Here is a 17394-nt window from a genome sequence, read left to right on the forward strand (position 1 = left end):
CCCGGGCGAGGCCTGAGTGGCCATGGATGTGCTCCGGAGGCCTCCGAGCGCTATCATGGGCGCCGCACCCAGCAACCTTTAACCCCGTCCTGTGAGGCGGAGAAGGGAGCGGCGGATGAGCACGCGCACCGTGCTGCATGAAGCCGACATCGCGCGGGCCCTGACGAGGATCTCCCACGAGATCCTCGAGTCGAACAGGGGACCCGCCGACCTCGTCATCCTCGGCATCCCGCGGCGGGGCGTTCCCCTCGCTGCACGCATCGGCTCTCTCCTCGCGGAGATCTCCGGGACGGTCGTCCCGGTCGGAGCACTCGATGTGACGATGTACCGCGACGATCTGCACCGCAACCCGACGAGGGCACCGCAGCCGACCGAGATTCCGGAGGGCGGCATCGACGGCAAGGTCGTCGTCCTCGTCGACGACGTGTTGTTCTCCGGACGATCGATCCGCGCGGCCCTCGACGCGCTGCAGGACATCGGTCGCCCCGCGGCCGTCAGACTCGCGACTCTCGTCGACCGCGGCCACCGCGAACTGCCCATCCGACCCGACTTCGTCGGCAAGAACCTGCCCAGCGCCCGCGACGAGCGGGTCAATGTGCGCCTGCGCGAAGTCGACGGCATCGAGGAGGTGACGATCGGAGCATGAGGCACCTGCTCGACACCAAGGACCTGGATCGGCGCGACGCCCTGCGCATCCTCGACGTCGCGGAGGACATGGCGGCTACGCAGCAGCGCGAGGTCCGCAAGCTCCCCACGCTCCGAGGCAAGACCGTCGTGAACCTCTTCTTCGAGGACTCCACGCGCACCCGGATCTCGTTCGAGGCCGCCGCCAAGCGCCTCTCGGCCGACGTCATCAACTTCTCGGCTAAGGGCTCGTCGGTCTCCAAGGGCGAGTCCCTCCAGGACACGGCACAAACGCTGCAGGCGATGGGGGCCGACGCCGTCGTGATCCGCCATGGCGCCTCCGGCGCACCGCAGACCCTGGCCGGCAGCGGATGGATCAGCGCCGGTGTGGTCAACGCCGGTGACGGCACGCACGCGCATCCGACGCAGGCCCTGCTCGACGCATTCACCATCCGCAAACGATTCTTCGGCGAGGCCAGCCGGGGCCGCGACCTCGCCGGTCTCCGGGTGACGATCGTCGGCGACATCCTGCACTCGCGCGTCGCGCGATCGAACGTCTGGCTGCTGACGACCCTGGGTGCCGAGGTGACCCTCGTCGCACCGCCGACCCTCGTGCCGCAGGATGTGTCGGCCTGGCCGGTCCGCGTGATCTACGACCTCGATGAGGCCATCGCCGCGGGTCCGGATGCGCTCATGATGCTCCGCATCCAGCTCGAGCGCATGAACGCCGCCTATTTCCCGACTGAACGGGAGTATTCGCGGATGTGGGGCCTGGATGCCGCGCGGCTCGGCGCGCTCCCGGCCGATAGCATTGTCCTGCACCCCGGCCCGATGAACCGGGGGATGGAGATCTCCGCCGCCGCCGCCGATTCGCCGCGCTCGACCGTGCTCGAGCAGGTGGCGAACGGTGTCTCGGTGCGGATGGCCGTGCTCTACCTGCTGCTCGCGGGCGAGCGCACCGAAGCTGAGGAGGACGGACGATGAGCGAGAGCTTCCTCATCCGCGGAGCGCGCCTGGCCGGCAGCGACGCGACGGACATGCTGGTCATCGACGGGACGATCGCCGAGGTCGGCACCGGCCTGAGCGCCAGAGGTGCCACCGTCGTCGACGCCGACGGGCTCATCGCCCTGCCGGGGCTCGTCGACCTGCACACCCACTTGCGCGAGCCGGGGTTCGAGGCGTCCGAGACGATCCTCACCGGGTCGCGTGCCGCAGCGGCGGGCGGGTTCACCACCGTTTTCGCGATGCCCAACACCTCGCCCGTCGCCGACACCGCGGGTGTCGTCGAGCAGGAGCTCGCCCTGGGCGAGGCCGCCGGGTACGTGCACGTCCAGCCGATCGGCGCCGTCACGATCGGGCAGAAGGGCGAGCGCCTGGCCGAGCTGGGCGCGATGGCCGCCTCGCGGGCGCGCGTCCGCGTGTTCAGCGACGACGGCTTCTGCGTCTTCGATCCGCTCATCATGCGCCGCGCCCTCGAATACGTGAAGTCGTTCGACGGCGTCGTCGCCCAGCATGCTCAGGATCCGCGGCTGACCGAGGGCGCCCAGATGAACGAGGGCACCGTGTCGGCAGAGCTGGGACTGACCGGCTGGCCGGCGGTCGCCGAGGAGTCGATCATCGCGCGCGACGTCCTGCTCGCCGAGCACGTCGGCTCTCGACTGCACGTCTGCCACCTCTCGACGGCGGGCTCGGTCGACATCATCCGGTGGGCGAAGAAGCGGGGCGTGAACGTGACCGCCGAGGTGACCCCGCACCACCTGCTGCTGTCGGAAGAACTCGTCCGCGGCTACGACGCGCGTTTCAAGGTCAACCCGCCGCTTCGCCGTGACGAGGACGTGCGGGCAGTCCGCGAGGGCCTCGCCGACGGCACGATCGATATCGTCGCGACCGACCACGCGCCGCACCCCGCCGAGGCGAAGACGTGCGAATGGGCCGCCGCGGCGAACGGCATGGTCGGTCTCGAGTCCGCGCTGCGGGTCGTGCACCAAGCGGTCGTCGACACCGGACTGCTCGATTGGGGCGACGTCGCCCGCGTGCTCTCGACGGCTCCCGCTCGGATCGGCCGCCTGGCCGATGCCGGCACGCCGCTCGAGGCCGGCCGCCCCGCCTCGTTCACGCTGTACGACCCACGCCCGGTCCGCACCTTCACGGATGCCGACCTGCGGGGTCGCAGCGTGAACTCGCCCTACGTCGATCGCGAACTGCCGGGCGAGGTGCGCTGGACGTTCTTCCGCGGCACGCCGACGGTCGCCGACGGTGACCTGCTCGAACGCCCGGGAGCCCGCGCGTGACCCGCGAAGGAGCTCTGCTCGTCATGGTCGCGGTCGCCCTGGTGCTACTCGCACTCGGGGTCTGGGCCTGGCGACGACGAACGAGGCGCGACAGCGGCCTCACGGCACCGGTGGGCGAGTTGCCCGCGGGCGCCGTGCAGACGGCGGCGATCTCGGGACTCTACGTCGCGACGACCCGCCACGACGAGCCGCTCGAGCGCCTCGCCATCCGCGGGCTCGGATTCCGCTCCCGCGTCGACGTCATCGTCGCCGCGGGAGGCGCGGGTGACGGCGTGGCCATCGACCTGACCGGTCAGCCGCGCCTGTACATCCCCGCCGGGCGCATCGTCTCCGTCGATCAGGCCACCGTCGCCATCGACCGTGTCGTCGAGAAGCAGGGCCTGACACGCCTGAGCTGGCTGATCGATGACGAGACGATCGTGGACAGCTACTTCCGGCCCCAGACCGCATCGGCCCGTGCGCTGGCCGATGCCATCCAGACCATCGTGACCCCCACCCAGACCCCAGGAGGCGACGCGTGACACTGTTCACCCGTGACCCCGCCGTGCTCGTGCTCGAGGACGGATCCCGCCACATCGGCCGCGCCTACGGCGCGCGCGGCACCACCCTCGGAGAAGTCGTCTTCGCGACCGGCATGACCGGCTACCAGGAGACCCTCACCGACCCGTCCTACGCGGGCCAGATCGTGCTGCAGACCGCACCCCACATCGGAAACACCGGCATGAACGGCGAGGACGTCGAGTCGCGCCGCATCTGGGTCGCCGGCTACATCGTGCGCGACCCCTCGCGCGTCGTGTCGAACTGGCGCTCGGAGAACTCGCTCGACGAGTCGCTCGAGCGCGACGGCATCGTCGGCATCAGCGGCATCGACACGCGCGCCGTCACGCGCGTCCTGCGCTCGGCGGGCTCGATGCGCGGCGGCGTCTTCAGCGGCGACGCCGCCGACATCGATCCCGAGGAGCAGCTGCGCATCGTCCGCGAGGCGCCGGAGATGACCGGTCGCAACCTGTCCGCCGAGGTGTCGGTGCCCGCCGCCGAGGTGACCCCGGCGACGGGGGAGCGGCTCGGAAACCTCGCGGTGCTCGACCTCGGCGTGAAGCAGGCCACGGTGAACAACCTCGCCGCCCGCGGATTCGACGTCCACGTCCTCCCGCAGGACGTCACGTTCGAGCAGCTCCGTGCGATCGACCCGATCGCGGTGTTCTACTCCAACGGCCCGGGCGACCCGGCCGCGAGCGACCACCACGTCGAGCTCCTGCGGGGCGTCCTCGCCGAGAAGCTGCCGTTCTTCGGGATCTGCTTCGGCAACCAGCTCCTCGGCCGCGCCCTCGGCTTCGGCACCTACAAGCTGCCCTTCGGCCACCGCGGCATCAACCAGCCCGTGCTCGACAAGCAGACCGGGCGCGTGGAGATCACCGCGCACAACCACGGCTTCGCCGTCGACGCGCCGATCGAGGGCGTCGTCGACAGCCCGGCCGGCTTCGGCCGCGTCGAGGTGAGCCACGTCGGCCTCAACGACAACGTCGTGGAGGGCCTGCGGGCCCTCGACCTGCCGGCATTCTCGGTGCAGTACCACCCCGAGGCCGCCGCCGGCCCGCACGACGCCAACTACCTCTTCGACCGCTTCCGCGACCTCGTGGTCGCGACCCAGGAGAACAAGAACTGATGCCCAAGCGCGACGATATCCAGAGCGTCCTCGTCATCGGGTCGGGGCCGATCGTCATCGGCCAGGCCTGTGAATTCGACTACTCCGGCACCCAGGCGTGCCGCGTGCTCCGCGAGGAGGGTGTCCGCGTCATCCTCGTCAACTCCAACCCGGCGACGATCATGACCGATCCCGACTTCGCCGACGCCACGTACATCGAGCCCATCACGTGGCAGGTCATCGAGACGATCATCGCCAAGGAGCGCCCCGACGCGATCCTGCCGACCCTGGGCGGTCAGACCGCTCTCAACGCGGCGATCGACCTGCACAAGCACGGCATCCTCGAGAAGTACGACATCGAGCTGATCGGCGCGAACTTCGAGGCGATCAACAAGGGCGAGGATCGGCAGATCTTCAAGCAGCTCGTCATCGACTCGGGAGCGGATGTCGCCGACAGCCGCATCTGCCACACGATGGACGAGGTGCTCGCGGGCGCCGCCGAGCTCGGCTACCCGCTCGTCGTGCGCCCCTCCTTCACGATGGGCGGGCTCGGCTCGGGCTTCGCGTACGACGAGGAGGACCTGCGCCGTATCGCCGGAGCGGGCCTGCGCGACTCGCCCACGACCGAGGTCCTGCTGGAGGAGTCGATCCTCGGGTGGAAGGAGTACGAGCTCGAGCTCATGCGCGACTCGGCCGACAACACCGTGGTCGTCTGCTCGATCGAGAACGTCGACCCGGTCGGCGTCCACACCGGCGACTCCATCACGGTCGCGCCGGCACTGACGCTCACCGACCGCGAGTACCAGAAGATGCGCGACATCGGCATCGACATCATCCGCGCCGTCGGCGTCGACACCGGTGGCTGCAACATCCAGTTCGCGGTCGATCCGCAGACGGGGCGCATCATCGTCATCGAGATGAACCCGCGCGTGTCGCGTTCGTCCGCGCTGGCGTCGAAGGCGACCGGGTTCCCGATCGCGAAGATCGCCGCGAAGCTCGCGATCGGCTACCGCCTCGACGAGATCCCGAACGACATCACGAAGGTCACCCCGGCGAGCTTCGAGCCGACGCTCGACTACGTCGTGGTCAAGGTGCCGCGCTTCAACTTCGAGAAGTTCCCGGCCGCCGACACCACCCTCACGACGACCATGAAGTCGGTGGGCGAGGCGATGGCGATCGGGCGCAACTACGCCACGGCTCTCCAGAAGGCGCTGCGCTCGCTCGAGAAGCGCGGATCGAGCTTCCACTGGGGCGACGAGGAGCGCTCGGTGGACGAGCTGCTCGAGATCGCGAAGACCCCGACCGACGGCCGGATCGTGGTCCTGCAGCAGGCGATGCGCAAGGGCGCGACGGTCGAGCAGGCCTTCGAAGCCACCGCGATCGACCCGTGGTTCCTCGACCAGATCGAGCTGATCAACGAGGTCGCGGCGTTCGTGGCCGACGCGGGCGAGCTCGACGAGCACGTCATTCGGACGGCGAAGGACCACGGGTTCAGCGACGCGCAGATCGCGCAGCTGCGCGGCATCACCGAAGAAGAGGTGCGCGGCGTCCGCCACGGCCTCGGCCTGCGGCCGGTCTTCAAGACGGTCGACACCTGCGCCGGTGAGTTCCCCGCGCTCACGCCGTACCACTACTCGTCGTACGACACCGAGACCGAGGTCACGCCCTCCGAGCGCACGAAGGTCGTCATCATCGGCTCGGGCCCCAACCGCATCGGGCAGGGCGTCGAGTTCGACTACTCGTGCGTCCACGCCAGCTTCGCGCTGGCGGACGCCGGCTACGAGACGATCATGGTCAACTGCAACCCCGAAACGGTATCGACCGACTACGACACGAGCGACCGGCTCTACTTCGAGCCGCTGACGCTCGAGGACGTCCTCGAGGTGCTGCACGCCGAGTCGCAGTCCGGCACGATCCTCGGCGTCATCTGCCAGCTCGGCGGTCAGACGCCGCTCGGGCTCGCAAAGGGCATCGAGGCGGCCGGATACAGCATCCTGGGCACCCAGCCCGCGGCGATCGACCTGGCCGAGGAGCGTGAGCTCTTCTCGCGTCTGCTCGACGACGCCGGTCTCGTCGCCCCGCGCAACGGCACCGCCATCGACGTCGAGGGGGCCGTCGAGGTCGCCGAGTCGATCGGCTACCCCGTCCTGGTCCGCCCGAGCTTCGTCCTCGGCGGCCGCGGCATGGAGATCGTCTACGACACCGAGAGCCTGCGCGACTACTTCGTGCGCGTCGCCGACCAGGCGATCATCGGCCCGGGCCTCCCGCTGCTCGTCGATCGCTTCCTCGATGACGCCGTGGAGCTCGACGTCGACGCGCTGTTCGACGGCGAAGAGCTGTACATCGGCGGCGTGATGGAGCACCTCGAGGAAGCCGGCATCCACTCCGGTGACTCGAGCTGCACGCTGCCGCCGATGTCGCTCGGCCGCACCGAGATCGACCGGGTGCGCGAGGCGACTCTCGCCATCGCCCGCGGTGTCGGCGTGCGGGGTCTGCTGAACGTGCAGTTCGCCGTGTCGGCGGGTGTGCTCTACGTCATCGAGGCGAACCCGCGCGCGAGCCGCACCGTGCCCTTCGTGTCGAAGGCGCTCGGCATCCCGCTGGCCAAGGCCGCGTCGCGGATCATGGCCGGGTCGTCGATCGCCGAGCTGAAGGCCGAGGGGCTGCTGCCCGCCGAGGACGGCTCGCGGGTCCCGCTCGATGCGCCGGTCGCCGTCAAGGAGGCCGTACTCCCCTTCAAGCGCTTCCGCACCGCTGACGGCCGGACGGTCGACTCGGTCCTCGGCCCGGAGATGCGCTCGACCGGTGAGGTCATGGGCATCGACCGCGACTTCCCGACCGCCTTCGCGAAGAGCCAGGCGGCCGCCTACGGCGGCATGCCCACCTCGGGCACCGTATTCCTGTCGGTCGCCGACGACGACAAGCGCGCCGTCATCCTGCCCGCCCACCGGCTGCAGGAGCTCGGCTTCCGCCTGATCGCGACCGAGGGGACCGCCGAGATCCTCGCTCGCAACGGCATCCGCGTGGAGGTCGTCGGCAAGTACTCCGAGACCCAGGGCTCGGGGGAGCGAAACGTCGTCGATCTCATCAACGCCGGCGAGATCGACATGGTCGTGAACACGCCCTCGGGCGGCGTCGCTCGCGCAGACGGCTACGAGATCCGGGCCGCGGCCGTGGCGGGCGACCGTGCCCTGTTCACCACGATGGCCGTCCTCGGTGCCGCCGTGAGCGCGCTGCCCGTGCTCCGGGAAGGGTTCGAGGTCAAGAGCCTGCAGGACTACGCCCTCGAGCGGGCGGGGCGCAGGTGACCGCATTCGGGGAGCGCCTGTCCGGCGCGCTCGACACGTATGGGTCGCTCTGCGTCGGCATCGACCCGCACGCCGCACTGCTCGCGGACTGGGGCCTTCCGGCCTCGGCCGCGGGCGTGCGCGAGTTCGGTCTGCGCGTGGTCGAGGCCGCGCGCGAGCGGGTGGGCATCGTCAAGCCGCAGGTCGCCTTCTTCGAACGCTACGGGTCAGCGGGCTTCGCCGCGCTCGAAGAGGTGCAGCGCGCCGCACGCGACGCGGACCTCATCGTCATCGCGGACGCCAAGCGCGGCGACATCGGCAGCACGATGGACGGCTATGCCGCGGCGTGGCTCGAGCCGGGCGCCCCGCTGGAGGCGGACGCCGTCACCGTGAGCCCGTACCTCGGCCCGGGGTCGCTCCGCGGCACGATCACAGCCGCGGCGCGCGCCGGCAAGGGCGTCTTCGTCCTCGCTGCCACCAGCAACCCCGAGGCGTTCGGACTGCAGTCGGCGGAGGTCACCGTCGTCGAGGCGCAGCGCGGCCAGACGGTCGCGGACTGGGTCGCCGCCGGCGTCGGATGGGCGAACCGTGCGGCGGCGGACGCGGGAGGTCTCGGTCACGTCGGGCTCGTCGTGGGTGCGACCGTCGACCGCGACGAGCTCGGTCTCACGCACGAATCGCTTCGCGGCGCACCGATCCTCGCTCCCGGCTTCGGCGCGCAGGGCGTGGCGCTCGGCGCGGTGCGTTCGGTGTTCGGACCGCTCGCGGGCCAGGTGGTCGCGAGCGCCAGCCGCAGCGTGCTCGCCGCCGGTCCCGACGGAATCATCGACGCCATCGACGCGCATCGGCGGGAGCTCGCCGAGGCAGAGGAGGAAGCCCGTGGCTGATCGTCCCCACCCACCCGAGGTCGACCGCGCCGCGGCGTCACGCCGTGCCGTCGAAGCGCGACGCGAGCGGGCGGCGCTGAAGAAGGATGTCGCGATGCGCGTCATCTCACCTCAGGAGCTCCTGCGGCGCGCTCTCGCCGATCCCGAGTCGGCGGCCGGCGCCATGCGGGTGACCGACTTCCTCACGGCGATCCCGGCGATCGGTGAGAACAAGCGCGACCGGATCCTCGCGGATCTCGACATCTCGCCCGTCAAGCGCCTCGGCGGGCTGGGGTCGCGTCAGCGGCTCGCGCTTCAGCAGTTCCTGGATGCCCGCCTGCCCGAGCCCCAGCCGCGTGCCGGCCGATCGCGGCTGCTTGTGCTGGCCGGGCCCACTGCCGTCGGCAAGGGAACGGTCGCCGCGCACATCCGCGACAACCATCCCGAGATCATGCTGTCGGTGTCGGCGACCACCCGGGCCCCGCGGCCGGGAGAGGTCGACGGCGAGCACTACTACTTCGTCGACGACGCCGAGTTCGACCGTCTCATCGCCGAGGGCGAGCTGCTCGAGTGGGCCACCGTGCACAACCGTCACCGGTACGGCACGCCGAAGGCGCCCATCGAGGCGGCACTCGCGGCGGGGCGCACGGTGCTGTTGGAGATCGACCTGCAGGGAGCCCGTCAGGTGCGCGCGGCCGCGCCGGATGCGACCCTCGTCTTCCTCCTGCCGCCGAGCTGGGACGAACTGGTCGACCGGCTGGTCGGGCGGGGAACCGAGGACGCCGAGGAACGCGCCCGTCGCCTCCGTACGGCGCGTGTCGAGCTCGCCTCGCAGGGCGAGTTCGACTACCGCGTCGTCAATGACACCGTCGCGCGCGCGGCCGACGAGGTCGCCGCGCTGGCCGACTGATCGCGTAGACTGGGGGGATGCCTGCGCCTGCGGCGCGGCAGCAGACTCTCCACCGACATCGATCCCGGAAGGATCCGCCATGGCCGGAAGCAACGAAGGCATCATCGACCCGCCCATCGACGCCCTGCTCGACAAGGTCGACTCGAAGTACCAGCTGGTCATCTACGCGTCCAAGCGTGCGCGTCAGATCAACGACTACTACTCCGACCTCCACGAGGGCAACCTGTTCGACAACGTCGGCCCGCTCGTCGACTCGTCGGTCGAGGACAAGCCGCTGACGATCGCGATGCACGAGATCCACGAGGACAAGCTCCGCCTGCGTTCGCTCGACTGATCCGGCGGTAGACCCGTCACATTTCTGCCCGCGGCAGCCGGATGTCGGCCGCCGCGGGCAGAATCGTCTCCGTCCCGATCCCGCCCCGTTCCGTCCCACAGGGAGCCCCGATGAGCCAGCTGCGCCTGTTCACGTCCGAGTCCGTCACCGAGGGGCACCCCGACAAGATCTGCGACCAGATCTCCGACAGCATCCTCGACGCGCTGCTCACGGTCGACCCCGGCTCCCGTGTCGCTGTCGAGACCCTCGTGACGACGGGTCTGGTGCACGTCGCGGGCGAAGTGCGCACCGACGGTTACGCCGACATCCCCGGCATCGTCCGCGGCGTCGTCAACGGAATCGGGTACACCTCGAGCGAGACGGGCTTCGACGGCGACTCGTGCGGTGTGACGGTGTCGATCGGCGAGCAGTCGTCCGATATCGCCGCCGGCGTCGACAACGCCCTGGAGCACCGCGAGCAGGGTTCGATCGATCCGACCGATGCGCTCGGCGCCGGCGACCAGGGCATCATGTTCGGCTACGCGACCAACGAGACGCCGCAGCTCATGCCGATGGCCATCTGGACTGCCCACCGCATCGCCGAGCGTCTGACATCGGCCCGCCGCACCGGGGCCCTGCCGTTCCTGCGGCCCGACGGCAAGACGCAGGTGACCCTCGGCTACGAGGGCGCGGTGCCCCGCACGGTCGAGACCGTGGTGCTCTCGACACAGCACCAGCCCGACATCTCGCTGCCGGCGCTGCGGGCGGCCGTGCAGGCCGAGGTCATCGAGCCGGTGCTTGCCGAAACCGGTCTCGACATCTCCGACGTCGAGTACGTCATCAACCCCGCGGGGCCGTTCGTCGTCGGCGGCCCGAAGGGGGATGCCGGACTGACCGGCCGCAAGATCATCATCGACACCTACGGGGGCGCCGCACGGCATGGCGGCGGAGCCTTCAGCGGCAAGGACCCGTCGAAGGTCGACCGCTCCGCGGCCTATGCGATGCGGTGGGTCGCGAAGAACGCCGTCGCCGCAGGCCTGGCCGACCGTCTCGAGGTGCAGGTCGCCTATGCGATCGGGCGCGCCGCACCCGTGGGGCTCTACGTCGAGTCGTTCGGTACGGGCCACGTCGCCGACGAGGTCATCTCGGCGGCCATCCGCGACGTGTTCGATCTCCGGCCGCAGGCGATCATCGACCGCCTCGACCTCCTGCGGCCCATTTATGCGAAGACCGCCGCGTACGGTCACTTCGGCCGCGAGCTGCCCGAGTTCACCTGGGAGCGCACCGACCGTGTCGAGGAGTTGCGCGCCGCCGCGGGCCTGTGAGCGACGCGCCTCGGCGGGTCGCCCGAGTATTGATCGATTCGCCCCTGCCGCAGCTCGATCGCCTCTTCGACTACGTCGTTCCCGACGTCCTCCGCGAGGCCGCGTTGCCCGGTGTGCGGGTCAAGGTGCCGCTCCGCACGGTCGGGCGCACCGTCGAGGGCTACCTCGTCGAGCTCGGCGACGAGACCGACGGCGACCGTCCCCTGTCCGAGCTCGAGGATGTCGTTTCGCCCGTCGAGGTGCTGACGGAGCGGCTCTACGCCCACGCGCGCCGGGTGGCCGATCGGGCCGCGGGGTCGGCGAGCGATGTCCTGCGGCTGGTGATCCCGAAACGGATGGTGCGGGCCGAGAAGGCCTGGGCGGCCTCCGGTCCGCCTGACGTACCGGTCGTGAGCGCGGAGTCCCTCGCCTGGGCCCGCGAGACGACGGCGGCGTACCCCGATCTGGAGGGTGCGGTCGAGAACGGCGAGCGCCTCGCGGTCGACGCCCCGCCCCGCCCCGCCGAGGACGTCCCCGCCTGGTCCGAACTGCTCGCCGCGCTGGCCGTGCTCACGCTCGCGCGGGGCAAGAGCGCGGTCGTCGTCGTGCCCGACCACCGAGACGAGGCGCATGTCCTCTCCGTCCTGGCGCGTCGGGTCGACGAGGGAGCGGTCGTCAGGGACGATGCGCGCCGCTCGGGCCCCGAGCGCTACGCGGGGTACCTTCGGCTGCTGGCCCCGGTGCCGTGCATCGTGGTGGGCAATCGGTCGAGCGTGTACGCCCCTGCCCATGACGTCGGCGCCGTCCTCCTCTGGGACGACGGCGATCCGCTGCTCGCGGAGCCGCTGAGCCCGGGTGTGCATGCGCGAGACGCCGCCCTCGTCCGGCAGGAGCTCCAGGCCTGCGCGCTGGTCTTCGTCGGTCTGACACGGACGACCGACGTCGAGCGTCTCGTAGCACTCGGCTGGGTGCGCGAGATCGCGGCCCGCCGTCGTGAGAGCCCCCGGGTCGTGCTGTCGGCGACGCGCGAGGGCGAGTCGCGGGGCACGCGGGTCCCGTCGGCGGCGTTCGCCGCGGCGCGCGAGGCGCTGACGCACGGACCCGTTCTGGTGCAGGTGGCACGACCCGGGTACGCCCCGGTGCTGGTGTGCGCCGACTGCCGCACGCCGGCGCGCTGCGCGCATTGCGCCGGTCCGCTGCGCGCTCGTCGGCCGGGTGCCGTTCCCGAGTGCGCGTGGTGCGGGCGGGGTGCGCCGGCGTGGGGATGCGCGTCGTGCTCCTCCCAGCGCCTGCGCATGGCGTCGTCGGGGAGCGAGCGCACGGCCGACGAGCTCGGACGCGCCTTCCCGAACACCCGTGTCATCGTCTCCGACGGCGAGCACCAGGTCACCCACGTCGATGCGAGACCCGCCCTCGTGATCGCGACGCGCGGCGCGGAGCCCTTCGCCGCCGGCGGGTACCACGCCGTCATTCTGCTCGACGGCGATCGGATGCTGATGACCGAGCAGCTGCGGATCGCCGAGGCGTGTCTGCGGTGGTGGTCGGATGCTGCGGCTCTCGCGGCGCCCGGTGCGCCGGTGCACCTCGTCGGTGTCGCGGGTCCCGCCGCCCGCGCGCTCGCGACATGGACGCAACCGGCGTACGCCCGGGCGGAGCTCGCCGAGAGGGCCTCGCTCCACATGCCGCCGACGGTCCGCGTCGCGGCCGTGGAAGGGACCGCGTCAGCCGTATCGGAGGCGATCGAGCAGCTGCGGGCCGATGTGCCCGCTCTGACCGAGACGTCGATTCTCGGCCCCGTGCCGCGCGAAGACGCCGTCCGTGCGCTCGTGCGGTTCGAGTACGCGCTGGGGGGCGCGGTGGCCGAGTCGCTTCGGGCGTCGGTCGTCGCTGCGGCGCTGCGCGGGCGTCGTCGGCGCGGGGCGCCGCCAGGACCGCGCAATACACTCAGAGTACGTCTCGACGTGCCCGATCTCGATCTGTGAGGAGCGCCATGCGCATCGTCTTCGCCGGGACACCGGAACCCGCCCTGCCCTCGCTCCGGCGACTCGCCGCCTCTCGCCACGAGGTCGTCGGAGTCGTGACGCGCCGCGACGCGCCGCTCGGTCGCAAGCGCGTGCTGACGCCCTCGCCGGTCGGCGCGCTCGCGGTTGAGCTCGGACTGCCGGTGCTGAAGACCGACCGCCTCGATGCGGCGGCGACGGAGACGATCACGTCGTGGGGCGCCGACCTCGGCGTCATCGTCGCGTACGGAGGGCTGGTGCGCGAGCCGCTCCTGTCGGCACCGCGGCACGGGTGGATCAACCTGCACTTCTCGCTGCTGCCGGCCTGGCGCGGGGCGGCACCGGTGCAGCATTCGCTCATCGCCGGGGACCGGGTCAGCGGCGTAAGCGTGTTCCAGCTCGTTCCTGAGCTCGACGCGGGCGATGTCTTCGCGCAGACGCGCCACCCGGTGGACCGGGGCGCCACCGCGGGGCGACTTCTCGCCGAACTCGCGGATCTGGGTGCGGACACCGTCTCGGATGTCGTCGACGCGATCGCCGACGGCACCGCGACCGCCGTCCCGCAGACGGGCGCGCCGACCCTCGCTCCCAAGCTCACGCTCGCCGACGGGCTCCTCGATTTCGCACTGCCCGGCGACACGGTGCTCGACCGCTTCCGCGGCACGACGCCCGAGCCCGGCGCGCACACCACGGTGGCCGGGCAGCGGCTCAAGGTGCTGTCTGCGAGGCGCGGGCCGGATGCCGCTGCCCTCGCACCGCGCGAGATTCGCCTCGTCGGTAAGGAGGTCCTCGTCGGAACCGCCGACGGCACGATCTCGCTCCTGTCGGTGCAGCCCGCGGGGCGCGGCGCGATGCCGGCTCCCGACTGGTGGCGCGGACTGCGCGCCGACAGCCTCGAGGCGGGATCGTGAACCCCGCACGCCGTGTCGCCTTCGACGTGCTGCGCGCGGTGGCCGACTCCGACGCGTATGCGAACCTCCTTCTGCCGCAGGAGCTCCGGCGGGCGGGACTGAGCCCTGCCGACGCCGGGCTCGCGACCGAGCTGACATACGGCACGCTGCGCCGCCAGGGCACCTACGACGCGATCATCGAGCAGGCGTCAGGGCGTTCCATCGAGACGATCGATCCGCCGGTGCGCGACGCGCTGCGCCTCGGTGTCCATCAGCTGCTGTCGACGCGGGTCGCGTCTCATGCCGCGGTGAACGAGAGCGTCGAGCTGGTGCGGCGCGCGGGCGCGCCCAACGCGGCCGGTTTCGCCAACGCGGTCCTGCGACGCATCGCGCGGGACAACCCGGGCGATTGGCTGCAGCGGGTGGATGCCGCAGCGCGCTCGGACGACGAGCGGCTGGGGCTGCGCTACTCCCACCCGGTATGGGTCATCCGTGCGTTCCGTCGGGCACTCGCGGCCGAGGGGCGCGCGGACGAACTCGACGAGCTGCTGGCCGCCGACAACGTCTCGCCGAGCGTCACGATGACCGCGCTGCCGGGCCTCGCCGACATCCCCGCCGACCGGGCACGGACCCCGTACTCACCGCTCGGTTTCCGCCACGACGGCGGTGATCCCGAGCCGCTGGTGCGTCGTGCGGAAGGCCGCATCCGCGTCCAAGACGAGGGTTCCCAGCTCGCGGCGCTCGCGCTGTCGCGCGCGCTCCCGGTCCGCGCCGGTGAGCGCTGGCTCGATCTGTGCGCCGCGCCGGGCGGCAAGACCGCTGTGCTGGCCGCCGAGGCCCTGGCGGGAGGTGCCGTGCTCGAGGCCAACGAGATCTCGCCTGCGCGCGCACGTCTCGTTCGATCCTCGGTCGCCGGCGTTCCGCTCGAGGTGCCGGTGTCGGAGGAGGACGGGCGCGAGCGTGCCGGCCGAGGTCGTTACGACCGCATCCTCGTCGATGCGCCCTGCACGGGGCTCGGCGCGCTCCGTCGCCGGCCGGAGGCGCGCTGGCGCAAGAGCCCCGCGGATGTCCCCGACCTCAGCGCCCTCCAGCGCGAACTGCTCTCCGCCGCCGTCGATGCGCTCGCCCCGGGCGGGGTCGTCGCCTACGTGACCTGTTCTCCCCACCTCGCCGAGACCGCCGTGGTCGTCGCCGACGTGCGAGCAGCCCACCCCGATCTCCGGGAGCTCGATGCCCGCGAGGTCGTCCGGGCGGTCAGTCGGGGAGAGATCGATCTGCCCGAGCCGCAGGACGGGTCGGGCCGCGCGCAGCTGTGGCCCCACCGCCACGGCACCGACGCCATGTCCATCACCCTGCTGCAGAAGCCGTGAACGGCGATAATGGGGGAGTGAGCGACGCCGACGCCCTGCGCATCAACCCCAGCATCCTGGCCGCGGATTTCGTGAACATGCAGGCCGAGCTCGGCCGCATCCGATCGGCCGACTTCGTCCACGTCGATGTGATGGACAACCACTTCGTCCCGAACCTGACGTTCGGGCCGCAAATGGTCGAGCGGATCCAGGCCACGAGTCCGATTCCGCTCGACGTCCACCTGATGATCTCGGACGTCGATCGCTGGGGTCCCGGCTACGCCGAGCTCGGTGCCGCGAGCGTCACCTTCCATCTCGAGGCCGCCACGGACCCCGTCGCGCTCGCTCGCCGGCTGCGCTCGGTCGGCTCACGCGCCGGTGTCGCCGTCAAGCCCGCAACGCCCGTCGAAGGCCTCTTCGACGTGCTGGACGAGTTCGATCAGATCCTCGTCATGACGGTCGAACCGGGCTTCGGCGGCCAGAGCTTCATGGCCGACCAGATGCCCAAGCTCCGCCGGCTCGCCGACGAGGCGCGCCGTCGCGGTTCTTCCGTCTGGCTGCAGGTCGACGGCGGCATCTCCGAGTCGACGATCGCGCAGGCGGCCGAGGCCGGAGCCGACACGTTCGTGGCCGGCTCGGCGGTGTTCGGCGCCGACGATCCGGATGCCGCGATCGCGAGCCTCCGCGATCGGGCGCTGCGGGCGCACCGGCACTGATCCGTCGCCCGCCGCGGTCGGATCGCCCGTCGCGGGCCGGTACCCTGGCTAGGTGAAGACGTTCGACGCGCTGTTCGCAGAGCTCACCTCTATCGCCGAGACCCGGCCCGAGGGCTCGGGCACGGTCGCGCAGCTCGACCGCGGTGTGCACGCCATCGGCAAGAAGATCGTCGAAGAGGCGGCCGAGGTCTGGATGGCGGCCGAGTACCAGTCCGATGCCGAGACGGCCGAGGAGATCTCGCAGCTGCTCTACCACCTGCAGGTGCTCATGATCAGCAAGGGTCTGAGCCCCGAAGACGTCTACCGACATCTCTGAGCGACGCCCCGCCCTCCCGCTCCGAGACAGAAAGACCCCCATGCTGCGCATCGCCGTCCCGAACAAGGGATCGCTCGCCGAGACCGCCGCCGAGATGCTGGCCGAGGCCGGATACACCGGACGCCGCGACTCGAAGGACCTCCACGTCATCGACCCCGTCAACGAGGTCGAGTTCTTCTACCTGCGTCCGAAGGACATCGCCACCTACGTCGGCTCGGGCGCCCTCGACGTCGGCATCACCGGCCGCGACCTGCTGCTCGACGCCCGCATGCCGGGCGCGCGCGAGATCGAACGGCTCGGCTTCGCGGGTTCGACCTTCCGCTTCGCGGCCCCGACCGGCACGTTCACCGACGTGGCCGAGCTCGCCGGCAAGCGCATCGCGACGTCGTACCCCGGGCTCGTCGACGCGTTCCTCGACGAGCGCGGGATCGCCGTCGACCTCGTGCCGCTCGACGGTGCCGTCGAGTCCGCGGTCCGCCTGGGCGTCGCAGATGCCGTCGCCGACGTCGTCGAGACGGGCACGACCCTCCGTCAGGCCGGACTCGAGGTCTTCGGTCCCGAGATCCTGCTTTCGGAGGCCGTGCTGATCGCGGGTCCCCACGATGCGGACGGCACCGAGCGGCTGCTGCGCCGGCTTCGCGGCGTGCTCGTCGCGCGCCGCTACGTGCTGGTGGACTACGACCTGCCGGCCGCGCTGGTGGATGAGGCCGTCGCTATCGCGGGTGGCATCGAGTCGCCGACGATCTCGCCGCTGCGCGACCCCGAGTGGGTGGCGGTCCGCGTGATGGTGCCGCGCGCGAGCGTGAACACGACGATGGACGAGCTGTACGCCATCGGCGCGCGCGCGATCCTCGTCACCGCGATCCACAACGCGAGGCTCTGA

At 71.1% G+C, this 17394-nt stretch carries 16 protein-coding genes; all 16 read left to right on the forward strand.

Translation table 11 applies throughout. From position 1 onward, the window contains the following. Nucleotides 1-115: 115 nt before the first annotated feature. The 16 genes from pyrR to hisG all read left to right on the forward strand — a co-directional run bounded on the left by pyrR (nt 116) and on the right by hisG (nt 17394). Complete coding sequence (pyrR, locus tag ABIC53_RS04575) at nt 116-646, forward strand: bifunctional pyr operon transcriptional regulator/uracil phosphoribosyltransferase PyrR (RefSeq protein WP_269266176.1); 531 nt, start codon at nt 116-118, stop codon at nt 644-646. Beyond that, complete coding sequence (locus tag ABIC53_RS04580) at nt 643-1608, forward strand: aspartate carbamoyltransferase catalytic subunit (RefSeq protein WP_274177927.1); 966 nt, start codon at nt 643-645, stop codon at nt 1606-1608. Before pyrR ends, ABIC53_RS04580 begins: the two co-directional genes overlap by 4 nt. Further along, complete coding sequence (locus tag ABIC53_RS04585; RefSeq protein ID WP_274177926.1) at nt 1605-2915, forward strand: dihydroorotase; 1311 nt, start codon at nt 1605-1607, stop codon at nt 2913-2915. The genes ABIC53_RS04580 and ABIC53_RS04585 overlap by 4 nt, the downstream gene beginning before the upstream one ends. Then, on the forward strand, nt 2912-3436 hold the full coding sequence (locus ABIC53_RS04590; RefSeq protein WP_274177925.1) for a PH-like domain-containing protein: 525 nt from the start codon (nt 2912-2914) through the stop codon (nt 3434-3436). Before ABIC53_RS04585 ends, ABIC53_RS04590 begins: the two co-directional genes overlap by 4 nt. Beyond that, nucleotides 3433-4581, forward strand: a complete 1149-nt coding sequence (gene carA, locus ABIC53_RS04595) for a glutamine-hydrolyzing carbamoyl-phosphate synthase small subunit (protein ID WP_378718704.1) — start codon at nt 3433-3435, stop codon at nt 4579-4581. The genes ABIC53_RS04590 and carA overlap by 4 nt, the downstream gene beginning before the upstream one ends. Next, nucleotides 4581-7868, forward strand: a complete 3288-nt coding sequence (gene carB, locus ABIC53_RS04600; RefSeq protein ID WP_274177924.1) for a carbamoyl-phosphate synthase large subunit — start codon at nt 4581-4583, stop codon at nt 7866-7868. Before carA ends, carB begins: the two co-directional genes overlap by 1 nt. Then, entirely contained in the window at nt 7865-8734 is an 870-nt protein-coding gene (pyrF, locus tag ABIC53_RS04605) for an orotidine-5'-phosphate decarboxylase (RefSeq protein ID WP_274177923.1), read from the forward strand. Before carB ends, pyrF begins: the two co-directional genes overlap by 4 nt. After that, nucleotides 8727-9623: a guanylate kinase gene (gene gmk / locus ABIC53_RS04610; protein WP_112614868.1), complete on the forward strand. Its 897-nt coding sequence runs from the start codon at nt 8727-8729 to the stop codon at nt 9621-9623. The genes pyrF and gmk overlap by 8 nt, the downstream gene beginning before the upstream one ends. 79 nt (nt 9624-9702) lie before the next feature. Further along, nucleotides 9703-9957: a DNA-directed RNA polymerase subunit omega gene (gene rpoZ / locus ABIC53_RS04615; protein ID WP_023950606.1), complete on the forward strand. Its 255-nt coding sequence runs from the start codon at nt 9703-9705 to the stop codon at nt 9955-9957. A gap of 110 nt (nt 9958-10067) precedes the next feature. Beyond that, nucleotides 10068-11261 (forward strand): methionine adenosyltransferase, encoded by a 1194-nt coding sequence (gene metK / locus ABIC53_RS04620; protein WP_112614866.1) that lies wholly within the window; start codon nt 10068-10070, stop codon nt 11259-11261. 29 nt (nt 11262-11290) lie between these two features. Beyond that, nucleotides 11291-13222, forward strand: a complete 1932-nt coding sequence (locus tag ABIC53_RS04625; RefSeq protein ID WP_354450563.1) for a primosomal protein N' family DNA-binding protein — start codon at nt 11291-11293, stop codon at nt 13220-13222. An 8-nt stretch (nt 13223-13230) separates the two neighbouring features. Next, nucleotides 13231-14151, forward strand: a complete 921-nt coding sequence (fmt, locus tag ABIC53_RS04630; protein WP_354450565.1) for a methionyl-tRNA formyltransferase — start codon at nt 13231-13233, stop codon at nt 14149-14151. After that, the gene (locus tag ABIC53_RS04635; RefSeq protein ID WP_354450567.1) at nt 14148-15500 is read left to right on the forward strand and encodes an RsmB/NOP family class I SAM-dependent RNA methyltransferase; all 1353 of its coding nucleotides are present in this window, start codon (nt 14148-14150) and stop codon (nt 15498-15500) included. The genes fmt and ABIC53_RS04635 overlap by 4 nt, the downstream gene beginning before the upstream one ends. 17 nt (nt 15501-15517) lie before the next feature. Then, entirely contained in the window at nt 15518-16195 is a 678-nt protein-coding gene (rpe, locus tag ABIC53_RS04640; protein ID WP_274177919.1) for a ribulose-phosphate 3-epimerase, read from the forward strand. Between the two features lie 52 nt (nt 16196-16247). Further along, nucleotides 16248-16511 carry a phosphoribosyl-ATP diphosphatase gene (locus tag ABIC53_RS04645; protein WP_023950618.1) on the forward strand — a complete coding sequence of 88 codons (264 nt, stop codon included), beginning with the start codon at nt 16248-16250 and terminating at the stop codon, nt 16509-16511. Nucleotides 16512-16551: 40 nt separating this feature from the next. Continuing rightward, on the forward strand, nt 16552-17394 hold the full coding sequence (gene hisG, locus ABIC53_RS04650; protein WP_354450570.1) for an ATP phosphoribosyltransferase: 843 nt from the start codon (nt 16552-16554) through the stop codon (nt 17392-17394).

Origin of the sequence: Microbacterium sp. 1262, assembly GCF_040544895.1 — a bacterium.
Lineage (GTDB): Bacteria > Actinomycetota > Actinomycetes > Actinomycetales > Microbacteriaceae > Microbacterium > Microbacterium plantarum.